16 protein-coding genes and 1 tRNA gene are annotated in these 14,684 nt (G+C 70.9%); 4 read left to right on the top strand and 13 right to left on the bottom strand.

Annotation, left to right across the window (positions count from 1 at the left end; all coding sequences use genetic code 11):
* Nucleotides 1-96: 96 nt before the first annotated feature.
* Nucleotides 97-1,674: an ABC transporter substrate-binding protein gene (locus tag G407_RS0103635; protein ID WP_029029721.1), complete on the bottom strand. Its 1,578-nt coding sequence runs from the start codon at nt 1,672-1,674 to the stop codon at nt 97-99.
* 191 nt (nt 1,675-1,865) lie between these two features.
* Between G407_RS0103635 and G407_RS0103630 the strand changes: the two genes are divergently transcribed.
* On the top strand, nt 1,866-2,546 hold the full coding sequence (locus tag G407_RS0103630) for a DUF1028 domain-containing protein (protein ID WP_029029720.1): 681 nt from the start codon (nt 1,866-1,868) through the stop codon (nt 2,544-2,546).
* 8 nt (nt 2,547-2,554) lie between these two features.
* On the opposite strand, the gene G407_RS0103625 is transcribed toward G407_RS0103630, so the two are convergent.
* The 3 genes from G407_RS0103625 to G407_RS0103615 all read right to left on the bottom strand — a co-directional run bounded on the left by G407_RS0103625 (nt 2,555) and on the right by G407_RS0103615 (nt 3,949).
* The gene (locus tag G407_RS0103625) at nt 2,555-3,088 is read right to left on the bottom strand and encodes a DUF2478 domain-containing protein (RefSeq protein WP_029029719.1); all 534 of its coding nucleotides are present in this window, start codon (nt 3,086-3,088) and stop codon (nt 2,555-2,557) included.
* The gene (locus tag G407_RS0103620) at nt 3,085-3,333 is read right to left on the bottom strand and encodes a sulfurtransferase TusA family protein (protein WP_029029718.1); all 249 of its coding nucleotides are present in this window, start codon (nt 3,331-3,333) and stop codon (nt 3,085-3,087) included. The genes G407_RS0103625 and G407_RS0103620 overlap by 4 nt, the downstream gene beginning before the upstream one ends.
* Nucleotides 3,334-3,412: 79 nt before the next feature.
* Entirely contained in the window at nt 3,413-3,949 is a 537-nt protein-coding gene (locus tag G407_RS0103615; RefSeq protein WP_029029717.1) for a DUF5872 domain-containing protein, read from the bottom strand.
* A 262-nt stretch (nt 3,950-4,211) separates the two neighbouring features.
* Between G407_RS0103615 and argC the strand changes: the two genes are divergently transcribed.
* Entirely contained in the window at nt 4,212-5,144 is a 933-nt protein-coding gene (gene argC, locus G407_RS0103610) for an N-acetyl-gamma-glutamyl-phosphate reductase (RefSeq protein ID WP_029029716.1), read from the top strand.
* Nucleotides 5,145-5,289: 145 nt separating this feature from the next.
* Here the strand turns inward: argC and G407_RS0103605 are convergent, their stop codons facing one another.
* The 9 genes from G407_RS0103605 to G407_RS0103560 all read right to left on the bottom strand — a co-directional run bounded on the left by G407_RS0103605 (nt 5,290) and on the right by G407_RS0103560 (nt 13,271).
* A complete protein-coding gene (locus G407_RS0103605; protein WP_043538807.1) occupies nt 5,290-5,757 on the bottom strand; it encodes a MerR family transcriptional regulator in 468 nt (155 codons plus the stop codon).
* Nucleotides 5,758-5,789: 32 nt separating this feature from the next.
* Nucleotides 5,790-6,104 (bottom strand): integration host factor subunit alpha, encoded by a 315-nt coding sequence (locus tag G407_RS0103600; RefSeq protein WP_029029714.1) that lies wholly within the window; start codon nt 6,102-6,104, stop codon nt 5,790-5,792.
* A gap of 93 nt (nt 6,105-6,197) precedes the next feature.
* The gene (locus G407_RS0103595; protein WP_029029713.1) at nt 6,198-7,172 is read right to left on the bottom strand and encodes a beta-ketoacyl-ACP synthase III; all 975 of its coding nucleotides are present in this window, start codon (nt 7,170-7,172) and stop codon (nt 6,198-6,200) included.
* A 13-nt stretch (nt 7,173-7,185) separates the two neighbouring features.
* Complete coding sequence (plsX, locus tag G407_RS0103590; RefSeq protein WP_029029712.1) at nt 7,186-8,220, bottom strand: phosphate acyltransferase PlsX; 1,035 nt, start codon at nt 8,218-8,220, stop codon at nt 7,186-7,188.
* A gap of 463 nt (nt 8,221-8,683) precedes the next feature.
* Entirely contained in the window at nt 8,684-8,950 is a 267-nt protein-coding gene (locus G407_RS0103580; protein ID WP_084327269.1) for a hypothetical protein, read from the bottom strand.
* A gap of 66 nt (nt 8,951-9,016) precedes the next feature.
* Nucleotides 9,017-10,207 (bottom strand): tRNA guanosine(34) transglycosylase Tgt, encoded by a 1,191-nt coding sequence (gene tgt / locus G407_RS25505; RefSeq protein ID WP_052340903.1) that lies wholly within the window; start codon nt 10,205-10,207, stop codon nt 9,017-9,019.
* Nucleotides 10,204-10,779 carry a hypothetical protein gene (locus G407_RS0103570; protein ID WP_029029710.1) on the bottom strand — a complete coding sequence of 192 codons (576 nt, stop codon included), beginning with the start codon at nt 10,777-10,779 and terminating at the stop codon, nt 10,204-10,206. Before G407_RS0103570 ends, tgt begins: the two co-directional genes overlap by 4 nt.
* Entirely contained in the window at nt 10,776-11,870 is a 1,095-nt protein-coding gene (gene queA, locus G407_RS0103565; RefSeq protein WP_029029709.1) for a tRNA preQ1(34) S-adenosylmethionine ribosyltransferase-isomerase QueA, read from the bottom strand. Before queA ends, G407_RS0103570 begins: the two co-directional genes overlap by 4 nt.
* A gap of 78 nt (nt 11,871-11,948) precedes the next feature.
* Nucleotides 11,949-13,271 carry an OmpP1/FadL family transporter gene (locus G407_RS0103560; protein WP_029029708.1) on the bottom strand — a complete coding sequence of 441 codons (1,323 nt, stop codon included), beginning with the start codon at nt 13,269-13,271 and terminating at the stop codon, nt 11,949-11,951.
* A gap of 384 nt (nt 13,272-13,655) precedes the next feature.
* Here G407_RS0103560 and G407_RS0103555 point away from each other — a divergent pair, with 384 nt between their 5' ends.
* Complete coding sequence (locus G407_RS0103555; RefSeq protein ID WP_029029707.1) at nt 13,656-14,504, top strand: fumarylacetoacetate hydrolase family protein; 849 nt, start codon at nt 13,656-13,658, stop codon at nt 14,502-14,504.
* Between the two features lie 86 nt (nt 14,505-14,590).
* A tRNA-Pro gene (locus G407_RS0103550) sits at nt 14,591-14,668 on the top strand.
* Nucleotides 14,669-14,684: the final 16 nt, after the last annotated feature.

The following is a 14,684-nucleotide window of genomic DNA, read 5'->3' as shown; positions in this document are numbered from 1 at the left end:
GCGACACCTTCCCCTACAGGGAAGGAGAACGCCGGCATCGGCGTTGCAGCTCGGCCCGCCCGCCCGAACGGCTCGCCCCGACCCGCCGCCCCGGCCTCACTCCTTGGTCACGTCGTGCAGCAGCAGGAAGAAGGACGGCTGCAGCGCGAAGTCGTCCACCGCCGCCGTCGTCACGGCGTTCTGCTTCCAGTTCGCGACGAAGATCCAGGGCGCGTCCTCCTGGACGATCTCCTGCATCTCCTTGTAGAGGCGCGCGCGCTCCTCCTGGTCGGTGGCGGTGCGCGCCTCCTGGAGCAGGCGGTCGACCTCGGGGTTGGAATAGTAGCCCGAGTTGAAGCCGCCCTCCTCAGGCCACGCCTCGCTGCGCAGAGCGAGGTAGGGCAGGGTGTCGGGATCGTTCGTCATCCAGGCCATCTGCGCCATGTCGGCCTTGCCCTCGAGGCCCGGGTTCACCTGGGCGAGGAAGGTGTTCCACTCGTAGGTCTCGATCTCGACGTCGAGCCCCACCGCCTCGAGATCGGCCTGGATCGCCGTGCCCATCGGCACGGGGTCGAGCATGCCGGAGCCGCCCTCGGTGACGAACATCGTCACCGTCGCTCCGGTCGCGCCGGCCTCCTCGATGAGCTGGCGGGCCCGCTCGGGATCGTGCGGATAGGGCTCGAGCTCCTCGTTGTAGGCCCAGGCGAAGGCGGGCGGGATCGGGCCGGACGCGATCTCGGCGGTGCCCTGCAGCACGTTCTCGACGAGCGCCTGCTTGTCGATCGCGTAGTTCGCCGCCTGGCGCACCCGCACGTCGTCGAAGGGCGGCTCCTTGGCGTTGAGGATCATGAACCAGACGTGCGGCCCGGCCTGCTCGTAGAGCACGTAGTCGTCGCTTTCGGAAAAGCGCGCGACGGAATCGGGGGGCACCTCCACCATCACGTCGATGCCGCCCGACAGCATCTCGGCGACACGGGTGTTGGCGTCGGTGATGGGCCGGAAGATCACCGCCTCGAGCGGAGGCGCGCCGTCCCAGTAGTCCTCGTTGCGGGTCACGACCACGGCGGTGTTGGCGTCCCAGCTCTCGAACTCGAACGGACCGGTGCCGGAGGGATTGCGGCCGAAATCGGCGCCGTGCTCGGCCACCGCCGCGGGCGAGACGATGAGCCCGGTGGGGTAGGCGAGGTTCGAGAGGAAGGGGGCGTAGGGCTCGTTCAGGGTGAAGCGCACCGTGCGGTCGTCCACCGCCTCGACCGTGTCGATCGCCGAGAAGAAGAACGACAGCGGGAACGGGCCGGTGTCGTGGTAGGGGTGCTCCTCGTCGAGCATGCGCTCGAAGTTGAACACCACCGCTTCCGCATCGAGCGCCGTGCCGTCGTGGAAGGTCACGCCCTCGCGCAGGGTGAAGGCGTAGACCGTGCCGTCCTCGGACACGTCCCAGCTCTCGGCCAGCGCCGGCTCGATCTCGAACGAGCCGTCGGCGTAGCGCACGAGGCCGTCGTACAGGTTCACGACGATGCGGAAGTCGTTGGCGGCGGTGACGGCGGCGGGGTCGAGCGACTTGGGCTCGGCGATCTGGCCGACGGCGAGGACGCCGGGCGGCGTCTGCGCCAGAGCCGGCGGCGCGGCGGGCGCCAGGATGAGGGTCGCGGCGATGGCCGCGCTCGCGAGAAGGCCCGTGCGGCGAAGATGCATGGTCGTCGTTCCCTTTCGAATGCGGCCTCGCTCCGGCCGTGTGACGTCCCCCGACGGCGCGCCGCGTCCCGGGATTGCCGGGCGCGCGCATTGATCGATGAATTTATGCTGATAAATTCCCCCCGATCAAGCATGCATCATGATCGTCTCGCGGGCACCGCCGGGGAGGCGATCGAAGGGAGGCCGGCCGCATGACCTACGCGATCCTCGTCCGCGATCCGCAGACCGGCGACCTGGGCGGCGCGGTCGCCACCGGCACGCCCGTCGTCGGCGGGTTCGTGCTCCATGCGGAGCCCGCGGTCGGGATCGTGGCGACGCAGGGCCTGAGCACTTCCACGCTCTGGGGCGCATCCGCGCTCCGGCGCCTCGTGCTCGGCGAGACGCCGCGGGAGGTCGTCGCCGGGCTCGTCGCGGACGACGAAGGCCGCGAGGCGCGCCAGCTCGCGGTCCTCGACATCCGGGGGGCGTGTGCCGCCTTCACCGGCGCGGACAACCTCCCGGCCCGCGGCACGCACGAGGAGCCGGGCCTCGTCGTGGCGGCGAACTGGGTCGCGGGCGCGGATCTGCCGGAGCGGGTCGCCGCCGCCTTCCGCGCGGCGCGCGGCGATTTCGCCGATCGGCTGCTCGCGGCGCTCGCCGCCGGGGCCGCGGCCGGGGGCGACGTGCGCGGGGACCGCTCGGCGGCGCTGCGCATCGTCTCCGCCGAGCGCCCGCCGGTCGACCTGCGCGCGGACGACGATGCGGACCCGATCGGGCGCCTGCGCACGATCCTCGCCGCGACCCGCGAGCCGGCGTTCCAGCGCTTCCTGTCCAACATCCCGACGCTGCTCGAGCCCGAGAAGCGCGCGCCGTCACCACCGCGCGAGGAGTGACCCGCGTCCTATCCCGCTGCTGTCTCGGACGAGACCGAGAGCCACCACGCCTCCAGCGCGGCATCCTCGCAGGAAAGCGGCGTGTCGAGCCCGCCCGCGAACGCGTCCCAGGCCGCACGGAACCGCTGCGGGACGCCGACGACGAGGGGGATCCCGGCGGCGACACAGGCGCCGATCTCGGCGGCGAGCCCGGCGCCTTCCGCTTCGAGCTTGCCGAACTTGTTGACGATCACGCAATCGGGCGCATCGGCGAGCGCCGCCGCGAGCCGCGCGCCGGCGGCCGCGAGCCCGCGCGGGTCGACGCGGCAGCCCCTGGCGCCGGGCCCGAGATCCTGGCAGATCGAGACGACGTCGCCGCTCGAGAGGTCGCGCAGCGCCATGTCGCCGCGCATGCAGGCATCGGCCTCGAGCTCCGCTTCGACCAGGCCCGCGACCCGGTGCCCGCGGGCGCGAAGCCGCGCAGCGAAATCCGAGACGAGTGCCGAGACCGGCTCCTCGGGCGTGTAGACGATAGCGGCGATGCGAGGCGCGTCGGTGCTCATGGGGCGCCGGCCTTGCGGATGCGGAAGACGAGCACCTCGGCCCCGCCCTCGACCGGCCGGGTCTCGCGGTCGACGAGCGCGTCACCGGTCTCGTTCACGAGATGCGGGATGTCGATCACCGCCATCGGGTCCGTGCAGGTCACGACGAGGAGCGCGCCCGGCGCCGCCTTCGAGAGCGCCTTGCGCGTCTTGAGAGCGGGGAGGGGGCACTTGAGGCCGCGCAGGTCGAGGTCGATCTCGCTCATCGTGCCGATGGCGTAGTCCCCCGCGCGGGCGCACGCAAGGGCGTCGACGTCGCGGGGGAGACCCGGGAGGCGGGAAGCCTCAGGCCACGGCCGCCATCAGCTGCGCCTTCGACATCTTCGAGCGACCCGGCACGTCCTGCGTCTTCGCCTTCTCGTAGAGCTCGGCCTTGCTCGGCTCGCGGCCCGAGCGGCCGCTGGCCGATGCGCGGGAGGAGCCGCCGGTGTCGCGGTGGCGGGCGGTCTTCCTCGCCACGTCCTTCGGCTGGCTGGAATGCTGCTTGCCGCGCCGGGTGTCGGCGCGCTTCTTGCGCGTCGTCCGCTCGTATTCCTCCTCGGAGAGGGTCTCCCGCGCCGTCTTCGGCAGGTAGCGCTCGCCCGTGTCCTCGCTCTTCCTGCCGGACTCCGTGCCCCACTCCTCGTCCGTCCACTGCTTCAGGTGATTGTCGGAGGACTTCTTCCCCGCGTAGCCGCCGCCGCGGGACTTGTATTCCTGCGTGGCCATCTGCGCCTTGCGCGCCGACCATTGGCCCGGGCGCCCGCCCTTGTCCGACCGGGTCACGTCAGTCTTCACCTTTTCCCAGAGCTTCGGGTCGGTCTTTTTCGCGGTCCCGGACATGCGGGGCCTCCTTTCGCCGTTCTTTCTCGGCGAACGGAACGGAGGCTCTCGGGCCGGGTTCCGCCACGGTTGACAGGCGCGACGTCGCGGCGCATGAAAACGGTATGATCACGAGCCGCGCCCGCGCCCGACGTCCGCTCACCGCCTCGCTGCGGCGATAGGCGCGCGCATCCGCCGTGCCGACGCCCGCGAGGCCGCGCCCGATGCGCGGCCTTTTTCGTGTCTCCATCCCTCACCGACGATCATCACGGGACCTCCTGCCATGCCCGCTTCCTCGCCCGCACCCACGCTCTTCATCGACGGCGAAGCCGGAACGACCGGGCTCGAGATCCGCGAGAAGCTCGCGCGTGTGCCCGGCATCGAGGTCCGCTCCATCGACCCCGCGCTGCGCAAGGATCCCGCCGCGCGGCGCGACATGATGGCGTCGGTCGATCTCGTCGTGCTGTGCCTGCCCGACGCGGCGGCGAAGGAGTCCGTCGCGCTCGCGGCCGAGCTCGGGGCGGATGCGCCGAAGATCCTCGATGCCTCGACGGCGTTTCGCGTCGATCCCGCCTGGACCTACGGCTTCGCGGAGATGGCGCCCGGGCAGGCGGAGGCGATCGCGTCCGCGCGCCGGGTCTCCAACCCGGGCTGCTACCCCACCGGCGCGATCGCGCTGCTGCGCCCCCTCGTCGAGGCCGGGCTCGTGCCGCGGGACTTCCCCGTGACGATCAACGCCGTCTCCGGCTATTCCGGTGGCGGCCGCCAGATGATCGAGGCCTACGAGGCCGGCACGGCCCCCGCCTTCGAGCTGTACGGGCTGACGCTCGAGCACAAGCACGTGCCGGAGGTGCAGGGCTACTCGGGCCTCGCGCGCCGGCCGATCTTCGTGCCGTCCGTCGGCAATTTCCGCCAAGGCATGCTGGTCTCGATCCCGCTCCATCTCGACGCGCTCCCCGGCGCGCCGAAGGCGGCCGACCTCGAGGCGGCGCTCGCCGGCTACTACCCGCAGGGCGGCCTCGTCGGCGTCGTCCCGACCGCCGGAGAGACGCGTCTCGAGCCGGAGGCGCTCAACGGCAGCGATGCGCTGGAGCTGCGCGTCTTCGCCAACGAGGCGATGCGCCATGCGCTGCTCGTCGCGCGCCTCGACAACCTCGGCAAGGGCGCGTCCGGCGCCGCGGTGCAGAACATCGCGCTGATGCTCGGGCTCGGCTGAGGGCGACGGCTCGCCTGCTCTACCGCTTCTCGTGGGCCGCGCGCAGACGCCGGCCTTTTCCTTCCCCTACAGGGAAGGAAAAGGATGGGCGCATCCCGCCGAGTAAGAACCGTCGCCGGCCTGCATCGAGGGTGCGCCCGCCGCCTCACCCCGGCTCCCGCAGGGCGGCGAGCAGGCGCTCGCATTCCATCAGCTCGTCGAGGGCGCCGCGCAAGGTGCGGGCCGCCTCGTCGGAGAGGAAGGTGTCGCGCTCGCGGGTGGCGAAGGCGGCCTCCTCGGCGGTGTCGGCGCCGCGCTCCGCCTCGGCGCCCTCGCCGGTGAGGGAGGGCTCGACCTTGGCCTCGCCCCGGCCGACGGCGGCCACGAAGCGCACGCCCTCGCTCTTGAGGATCCGCTGCACGCCCTTGATCGTGTAGCCTTCCCCGTAGAGCAGGTGGCGGATGCCGCGCAGGAGGTCGACGTCCTCGGGCCGGTAGAAGCGCCGGCCGCCGCCGCGCTTGAGCGGCTTGATCTGGGCGAACTTGGTCTCCCAGAAACGCAGGACGTGCTGGGGAACGTCGAGGTCCTCGGCGACCTCGCTGATCGTCCGGAAGGCCTCGGGTCCCTTGTCCATGCCGCCCTCCGCTCGGTGTCCTCGTGGCCGGCTCAGTCCTCGCCGTCCGCCGCGCTCTCGCCGTTGATACGGGCCTTGAGCACGTTGGACGGCTTGAAGACCATGACGCGCCTGGGCTCGATCGGTACCTCGACCCCGGTCTTCGGGTTGCGGCCGATCCGCTCGCCCTTCTCGCGCACGACGAAGGAACCGAAGGAGGAGAGCTTCACCGTCTCCCCGCGCTCCAGGCAATCGCAGATCTCCGACAGGACCGATTCCACCAGCGCCGCCGACTCGGTGCGCGACAGTCCCACGCGCTGGTAGACCGCCTCGCACAGATCAGCGCGTGTCACCGTCCGTCCCGCCATCAGATGAGCCCCCTCGTCCGCCGCTCACGCCCGGAAACGCTAGGCCGTGGCGCGGTGTGAATCAACAGCCCGCGCGACGGCGATCGACATTCACTACCACCGGATGAGAGCGCTGCCCCAGGTGAAGCCGCCGCCGATCGCCTCCAGCATCACGAGGTCCCCCTGCTTCAGCCGTCCGTCCTTCGCCGCCACGTCGAGGGCCAGCGGGATCGAGGCCGCCGAGGTGTTGCCGTGGCGATCGACCGTGATCACCACCTTCTCGCGGGCGATGCCGAGCTTGTCGGCGGAGGCGTCGATGATGCGCTTGTTCGCCTGGTGCGGCACGAACCAGTCGAGCTCCTCGGCGCTCGTGCCGGTCGCCTCGAAGGCCGCCTCGACCACGTCGGTGACCATGCCCACCGCGAATCGGAAGACCTCGCGGCCCTCCATGCGCAGGTGACCGGTGGTGCCCGTGGAGCCCGGGCCGCCGTCGACATAGAGCTTGTCGCGGTAGCGCCCGTCCGAGCGCAGCTGCGTCGTCAGCACGCCGCGGTCGGCGCTCGTGCCCGCGCTCTCCTGCGCCTCGAGCACGATCGCGCCCGCGCCGTCGCCGAAGAGCACGCAGGTGGTGCGGTCGGTCCAGTCGAGCAGGCGCGAGAAGGTCTCGGCCCCGATCACGAGCGCGCGCCGCGCCGAGCCGGAGGCGAGGAACTTGTCCGCCACCGCCACCGCGTAGACGAAGCCGGTGCACACGGCCTGGACGTCGAAGGCCGCGCCGTGATGCATGCCGAGCCCGGCCTGGATCATCGTCGCGGTGGAGGGGAAGGTGTGGTCTGGCGTCGAGGTGGCGACGACGATCAGGTCGATGTCGTCGGGCGTCATCCCGGCGTCCGCCAGCGCCGCCTTCGCCGCGGCGAGGCCGAGCGTCGAGGTGGTCTCGCCCTCGGCGGCGATGTGGCGGTTGCGGATCCCCGTGCGCTGGACGATCCACTCGTCCGAGGTCGCGACGATACCCTCGAGATCCGCGTTCGGGACCACCTTCGGGGGCAGGTAGGAGCCGCAGCCCCTGACGACGGAACGCACCTTCATCTGGGTCTCTTCCTCACGCCGGCGGGACGGCCGGCGTCTCCTCGAGCATGTCCCTGATGGTCCGCATCAGGTCGAAATGCGCCATGTCGTAGGCGATGTCGATCGCCGCCGCGACACCCTTGGCGTCCGCCCCGCCGTGGCTCTTGATGACCACGCCCTCCAGCCCGAGGAAGACGCCGCCGTTCGAGCGGCTCGGGTCCATCTTGGCCTTGAGCGCGTCGAAGGCGCGCTTGGCGAACAGGTAGCCGATCTTGGACATCAGCGAGCGGCTCATGGCGCCGCGCAGGTACTCGCCGAGCTGCTTGGCCGTGCCCTCGGCGGTCTTGAGCGCGATGTTGCCGGTGAAGCCCTCGGTCACGACGACGTCGACCGTGCCCTTGCCGATGTCGTCGCCCTCGACGAAGCCGCGATAGGCGAGGTGCGGGAACGCCCCCTCGCGCAGCATGCGCGAGGCCTCCTTCACCGCCTCGATCCCCTTGATCTCCTCGCGCCCGACGTTGAGCAGGCCCACAAGCGGGCGCTCGAGGTCGAAGACGATGCGCGCCATCGCCGCGCCGAGCACCGCGAGGTTGACGTAGTGGCTGGCGTCCGCGCCGATTGAGGCGCCGACGTCGAGCACGATCGACTCGCCCTTGACCGTCGGCCAGATCGCGGCGATGGCCGGGCGGTCCACCTGCGGCATGGTCTTGAGGCAGAACATCGCCATCGCCATCAGGGCGCCGGTGTTGCCGGCCGAGACGCAGACCTGCGCGTCCCCGTCGCGCACCGCCTGGAGGGCGAGCCACATGGAGGATTTGTAGCGCCCGACCCGCAGCGCCTGGCTCGGCTTGTCGTCCATCTTCACCGAGACGGCGGCGTGGCGCAGCTCCGTCGCTTCCTTGAGCTTGGGATGGGCATCGAGGATCGGTGCGACGACGGCCTCGTCGCCGTACATGACGAAGCGCATGCCCGGATGGCGCTCCAGCGCGAGCGCGGCGCCCGGCACCACCACGGACGGGCCGTGGTCGCCGCCCATGGCGTCGAGCGAGATCCGGATCGTCTTCGTCATCGTCAGCGCGCGCGTGCCTTCGCAGGGTGGATCGGGGCCGATGGACCGTGGGCGAAAGAGCCCGGAACATAGCGACCCGTTCCGGCGCCGCAACCGAAATCTCCCGCCGCGCTCGGGAAGGGCGGACGTTCACCCGACGAAGATCAGCTGTACTGCCGCACGGCCACGCGGTCCTGCCAATCGGCTCCGCCGTAGGAGACGAGGTGGATGAAGACCTCGCGTCGGTCGTCGATCACGGAGAACGCGATCACCCCCTTCTTGGAAGCCGGTATCGCCCGCAGCCCGGGCATGACCTCGGACCGAAGGGAGCCGCGGTGCGGCGCATGTCGAAGTGCCCGCGCCGCAGCGCGCAACTCCGTGACGATGCGATATGCCGAGGCTGGACCCGCATATGCGATCAGCCTCATCGAAATGCCGGTGAGATCGTCCGCTACGTCCGCGTGGTAGCGCACACGGAACGGCGTCACTCGTCGGCAGCCTCGATCGCGGCGAAAGCCGGTCCGAAAACGTCGTCTTCGTCGACGTACTCCTCCAGAGGCGTCGCCATCCGCTCGCGGATGACGTCCGCGAGCGCGCCGAGCATGAGCCGGCGTTCCTCCTCGGCCCGCATCATGTCCTCGATCGCTGCCGCCACGCCGGCGCTCGCGGTCGCGAAGACGCCGTTCTCCACCTGCTCCATGAGGAACCGGTGGTGGCGGTCGGTGAAGCTCAACGTCGTTTTGATCGTCATGTCGCGCTCCAGCAGTATGACTATATCATACCCCGAGCGGTCGGCAGTGGCAAGGTGGTGCGCGTCTCACATCACCGCTCCGCCGGCCCGGGCGGCTCCCCCCTGGTCCTTCGTGCCCTCGTCCATCGCCCCGTCGTCCATCGCGCCCTTGGCCCAGCCCTCCTTCGTCTCGGCGACGAAGTCCTCCAGCCGCTTCTCGCGGATGGCCTTGCGCAGGCCCGCCATCAGGTCCTGGTAGTAGGCGAGGTTGTTCCAGGTCAGCAGCATCATGCCCAGGATCTCGCTGGAGCGCACGAGATGGTGCAGGTAGGCTCGCGAGTAGGCGGTCGCCGCCTCGCACTTGGAGCCGGCGTCGAGGGGACGGGTGTCCTCGGCGTACTTGGCGTTCTTCAGGTTGAGCCGGCCCGAGCGGGTGAAGGCCATGCCGTGGCGGCCGGCGCGGGTCGGCATCACGCAGTCGAACATGTCGACGCCCCGGCGGACGGCCTCGACGATGTCGTCCGGCGTCCCGACCCCCATCAGGTAGCGCGGCCTCGCGGGCGGCAGATGCGGCTCCACCGTCTCGATCATGGCGAGCATCACGTCCTGCGGCTCGCCGACCGCGAGCCCGCCGATCGCGTAGCCTTTCAGGTCGAGCCCGACGAGCTCGCGGGCGCTCTCGACGCGAAGACGCGCGTTCGCCCCGCCCTGGACGATGCCGAACATCGCCCGCCCGGGCTGCTCGCCGAAGGCGATGCGGCAGCGCTCGGCCCAGCGCAGGGAGAGGCGCATCGCCTTCTCCACCGCCTCGTCGGTGTTCGGCAGCTTCACGCACTCGTCGAGCTGCATCTGGATGTCGGAGCCGAGCAGTCCCTGGATCTCGATCGAGCGCTCCGGCGTGAGCCGGTGCATCGAGCCGTCGACGTGGGACTGGAAGGTGACGCCGTCCTCGTCGAGCTTGCGCAGCCCTGCGAGCGACATGACCTGGAAGCCCCCGGAATCGGTGAGGATCGGGTAGGGCCAGTTCATGAAGGCGTGCAGCCCGCCGAGCCGGGCGATGCGCTCCGCCCCCGGGCGCAGCATCAGGTGGTAGACGTTGCCGAGCACGACGTCGGCGCCGAGCGCCTTGACCTGGTCGGGATACATCGCCTTGACGGTCGCGGCCGTGCCCACCGGCATGAAGGCCGGCGTGCGGATGACGCCGCGAGGCATGCGCACCTCGCCGGTGCGGGCCGCGCCGTCCTGCGCCGCGACGTTGAAGAGGAATTCCTCGCTCATGCGCTTCCTTTCGCCACCCGCATCAGATGAGCGGGCAAACGCGTCATCACGAAGATCGCCGCCGACGCGGCCTCGCGTGCGTCGAGCGCGAGCCGGTCCTCCCAGCCGATCGGCGTACCGTCCTCGGCGAGCGCCGCGGGTCGCGGCTGCGCCTCGACGCCCAGCGCGCGGGCCGCGCCGACGAGGGCGCGCAGCTTCGGGCGCAGGAAGCTCACCGGCGTGTCGAGATCGCGCAGCCGCTCGACCTTCTCGTCGAGCGACCCCCGCCAGCGCTGCCCGAGCACGCGGTACATCCAGCTCAGATGCCGGTCGAGCACGCGAGCCGAGAGGGCGATACAGCTCATGTGCCGCCCGGAGACGTAGGCCGAGACGAGCTCGCGATAGGCGGCGCGATCGAAGCTCCCCATCTCCGGCGGCGGCGGGCCGATGAAGCGCTCGACCCATTCCGCGCGCCGCAGCACGGCGTCCTCGTCCTCGGGAGCGGTGACGATGGCGTAGTGCAGGTCGACGTCGCGGGCCCGCACGGGTGCGACGCAATGGCCGAACAGGTCGGGACCGACGTCGACGATCATCGCCCGGCTCCGGCATCCGCCCGGTGCAGGAGGCTCGAATCGCCGAAGGAGTAGAAGCGGTAGCCGCTCGCGATCGCATGCGCGTAGGCCGCGCGCATCGTCTCGAGGCCGCAGAAGGCCGAGACGAGCATCATCAGGGTCGAGCGCGGCAGGTGGAAGTTCGTCATCAGCATGTCGACGGCGCGGAAGCGGAAGCCCGGCGTGATGAAGATGGACGTGTCGCCCGAGAAGGGCGGGATCGTGCCGTCGTCGCGCACCGCGCTCTCGAGCAGCCGCAGCGACGTGGTGCCCACCGCCACGAGACGCCCGCCCCGCGCGCGCGCCGCGTTCAGCGCGGTCGCGGTCTCCTCGGTGATCGTGCCCCATTCCGCGTGCATGCGGTGGTCGGCGGTGTCCTCCGCCTTCACCGGCAGGAACGTGCCGGCGCCCACGTGGAGCGTGACGAAGTGCCGGGCGATTCCCCGCGCGTCGAGCCTCGCGAAGAGCTCGTCGGTAAAGTGGAGACCCGCCGTCGGCGCGGCGACGGCACCGGCCTCGCAGGCATAGATCGTCTGGTAGTCCCGCGCGTCGCGCGCGTCGGCCGCGCGCTTGCCGGCGATGTACGGCGGCAGCGGCATCTCGCCGATGCGCGCGATGGCGAGGTCGAGATCGGGGCCGGACGCCGCGAAGTCGAGCACGACCTCGCCGGCCTCGCCCTTCTCGGCGACGATCGCCGCGAGCGCACCGAACGCCGAGCCCGCGTCTCCGAAGACGAGCGGGTCGCCGGCCGCGAGCTTCTTCGCGGGCCGGGCGAAGGCGCGCCAGCGGCTGCCGCCCTCGCGCTTGTGCAGCAGGATCTCGATGCCGGCGACGGCCTCGCCGCGGGTGCGCCGCGCGTGCAGGCGGGCGGGGATGACCCGGGTATCGTTGAGGACGAGGACGTCGCCGGGCGCCAGCAGATCCGGCAGGTCGCGCACGATCCGGTCCTCGAGACGGAGATCGGAGCTGGCGTCGGGCCGTACGACGAGGAGCCGCGCGGCGTCGCGCGGCTCGGCGGGGCGCAGGGCGATGCGCTCGTCCGGCAGGTCGAAGTCGAAGTCGTCGACGCGCATGGTCCTCCCCGCGACAGGCGGCGTCTTGTGACGCCGCCCGCCCGCGCGGTCAAGCCGCGCTGCCGGGGCGCGGCCCGGTCAGGGCTTGTAGACGCCGGCCGGGACCGCGGGCGCCGCCTGCGGGCGGTCCCAGCGATAGGTCAGCGACACCGAGACGATGTCGATGGAGGGTTCGGCCACGGCGCGATAGGTCACCGGCGCGACGTAGGACGGGTTGCCCGAGGTCGGCGACAGGTCGATCGGCGCCTCCTTCACGAAGAGATGGGAGTAGGAGGCGTCGATCCGAAGCTGCGGCGTGGCCTGGTAGCCGATGCCCGCGGAAAGCCAGAGACGATCGTTGTCCGAGATGATGACGTTGCGCACGCGGTCGGACACGGCCGACCACTCGTAGGCGACACCTCCCCGCAGCGTCAGCCTGTCGTTCCAGGCGTACTCGGCGCCGGCAGAAACGTAGACGCTGTCGTCGTACTCGAAGTTCAGCGTCGTCGCCGTGATCGGCGTTCCCGTGACGTTGACCGGGATGTTGTCGAACACGCTCCAGTTCGTCCACTCGCCCCCGAGATGGACCGTCCAGCGATCGTTCAGGACCTGCGAATAGCCGACCGTGATCGAGTCGGGCAGGTGCAGGCGCGCATTGATGGGCAGGGTCGGCAGCCCGGGCCGGGCGAGCGAGCCCTCGAGGTCGTGCTCGACGACCGAGCGGTAGCCGACGCCGATGGTGGCTCCCTGCCAAGGGGTCAGCACGGCGCCCACGCGGAAGCCGAAGGCGAGATCGTCGCCCTCGAGGATGACCGGCGGCGCGCCCACCGCCAGGCTGGAGGCGCGCTTGAGCGTGATGTCGAGGTACTGGACCTGCATGGCGGCGCCGAGCGCCAGCCAATCGTTCACGCGCCAGCCGATCGTCGGCGCGAAGTTGAGCGTGCGCACGGTGGCCGAGCGGTTGTAGACCTGCCCGAGAAAGTTCTGGTTCTCGGGCTTGGAGGACAGCCCGTAGGGCGCGCCGGTGGTCCAGCCGATGTGCAGGTCGCCGACCTGGAAGTTGGTGTACGACGCCGGCACGAAGGCGCCGTTGCCGCCGATCTCGCCGCTGCCCGCCTGCAGGCCGAGCGCCCGGGCCGTGCCCAGCGTCACCGGATCCGTCACCTCGTACGCGGCGCGCGGCAGGATGTAGGTGGCGTTCAGCTGCGAGTTGCGGCCGGGGAAGAGGACGATCGTGGCCGGGTTCCAGGCCATGGCGCCGAGCCCGATGCCGCCGGACGCGGCGCCGGCGAAGGAGAGGCCCAGCCCCTCGGCGCTCTGCCCGGAGCGCAGCGAGAAGGAGCTCGCGCCCGCGCTCCCGGCAGCGGTGATGGCGGTCGCCGAGACGGCGGCGAGGACGAGTGCCTTGCGGATGGATGCCATGGTCGTTTCCTGCGGTTCTTGTGGGGACACGCCCGATTCGTTCATAGGTGAACTATCATCACCGGCCGCCGCGCCGCGCGCAACCTCTGGGCAGAGGCCTTGTTGGGGTCATGTTCCCATCGCCCGCTCGCCCGCGCAACCGAGCAAGACAGAATAGTATCGGCTGGACAAAGATTTGCTGAGTGTTCTTATGAAGTCGTCCGAGCCGTCGTGGATGGGACGATGGTCCTTCCCGCGTTCTCGAGCCGCCGAAATTCCGCCGCTCGTTGCGCCGGAGCCACACCGGCGGGCCCCGGCGCGTTCCTGCCGAGCCCGTCCGCGCGCCGCGCGTGGTTGCCAGGGACCGCCCGCCCGGCCATTCTCCGCGCCGACCAGGAGGACGACATGAAGCTCGTACGCTACGGCGCCCCCGGAGAGGAGCGCCCCGGCCTGATCGATGCGGAGGGCGCGATCCGCGACCTCTCCGGCGAGATCCCCGACATTTCCGGCCCGGTGCTCGCGCCGCAGGCGCTCACGCGCATCGCCGCGCTCGACCAGGCCGCGCTGCCGAAGGTTCCCGAGGGCACGCGGCTCGGCGCCTGCATCGGCGACGTGGGCCATTTCATCGCCGTCGGCCTCAACTACGCCGACCACGCCGCCGAGACCGGCTCCCCCATCCCCGCCGAGCCGATCCTGTTCTCGAAGGCGCCGTCGTGCATCGTCGGGCCGAACGACGGGATCGCGCTGCCCAAGGGCTCCCAGAAGACGGACTGGGAGGTCGAGCTCGCGATCGTGATCGGGAGGCGCGCGAGCTACGTCGCCGCCAACGAGGCGCTCGAATACGTCGCGGGCTATTGCGTGTGCAACGACGTCTCCGAGCGCGAATTCCAGATGGAGCGCGGCGGGCAGTGGATGAAGGGCAAGTCCGCCCCGACCTTCGGCCCGCTCGGCCCCTGGCTCGTCACCGCCGACGAGGTCGGCGACCCGCAGGATCTCGCCCTGTTCCTGGACGTGAACGGCGAGCGCATGCAGACGGGCACGACGCGCACGATGATCTTCTCCTGCGCGCAGCTCGTCTCGTACATCTCGCATTTCATGGTGCTCGAGCCCGGCGACGTGATCACCACGGGCACGCCGCCCGGCGTGGGGCTCGGCATGAAGCCGCCGCGCTTCCTGAAGGACGGCGACGTGGTGCGGCTCGGAATCGAGAAGCTCGGCGAGCAGGAGCAGCGGGTGCGCGCCTATCCGGGCTGAGCCGTCCGACGGGGAGGGCGCCGGCATCCGGGCTCGCGCATCCGGGCTTGCGCGCGCCGCCCGAACCGGCTATCCCCCCCTCACGTCGGAGCGTAGCGCAGCCCGGTTAGCGCACTTGTCTGGGGGACAAGGGGTCGTGGGTTCAAATCCCGCCGCTCCGACCATTTCTCGCGAAGCTGA

The sequence above is a fragment of the Salinarimonas rosea DSM 21201 genome (assembly GCF_000429045.1).
GTDB classification, from domain to species: Bacteria; Pseudomonadota; Alphaproteobacteria; order Rhizobiales; family Beijerinckiaceae; genus Salinarimonas; species Salinarimonas rosea.
The sequence above is the reverse complement of the archived record's forward strand: the minus strand, read 5'-3'. Positions and strand labels throughout refer to the sequence as shown.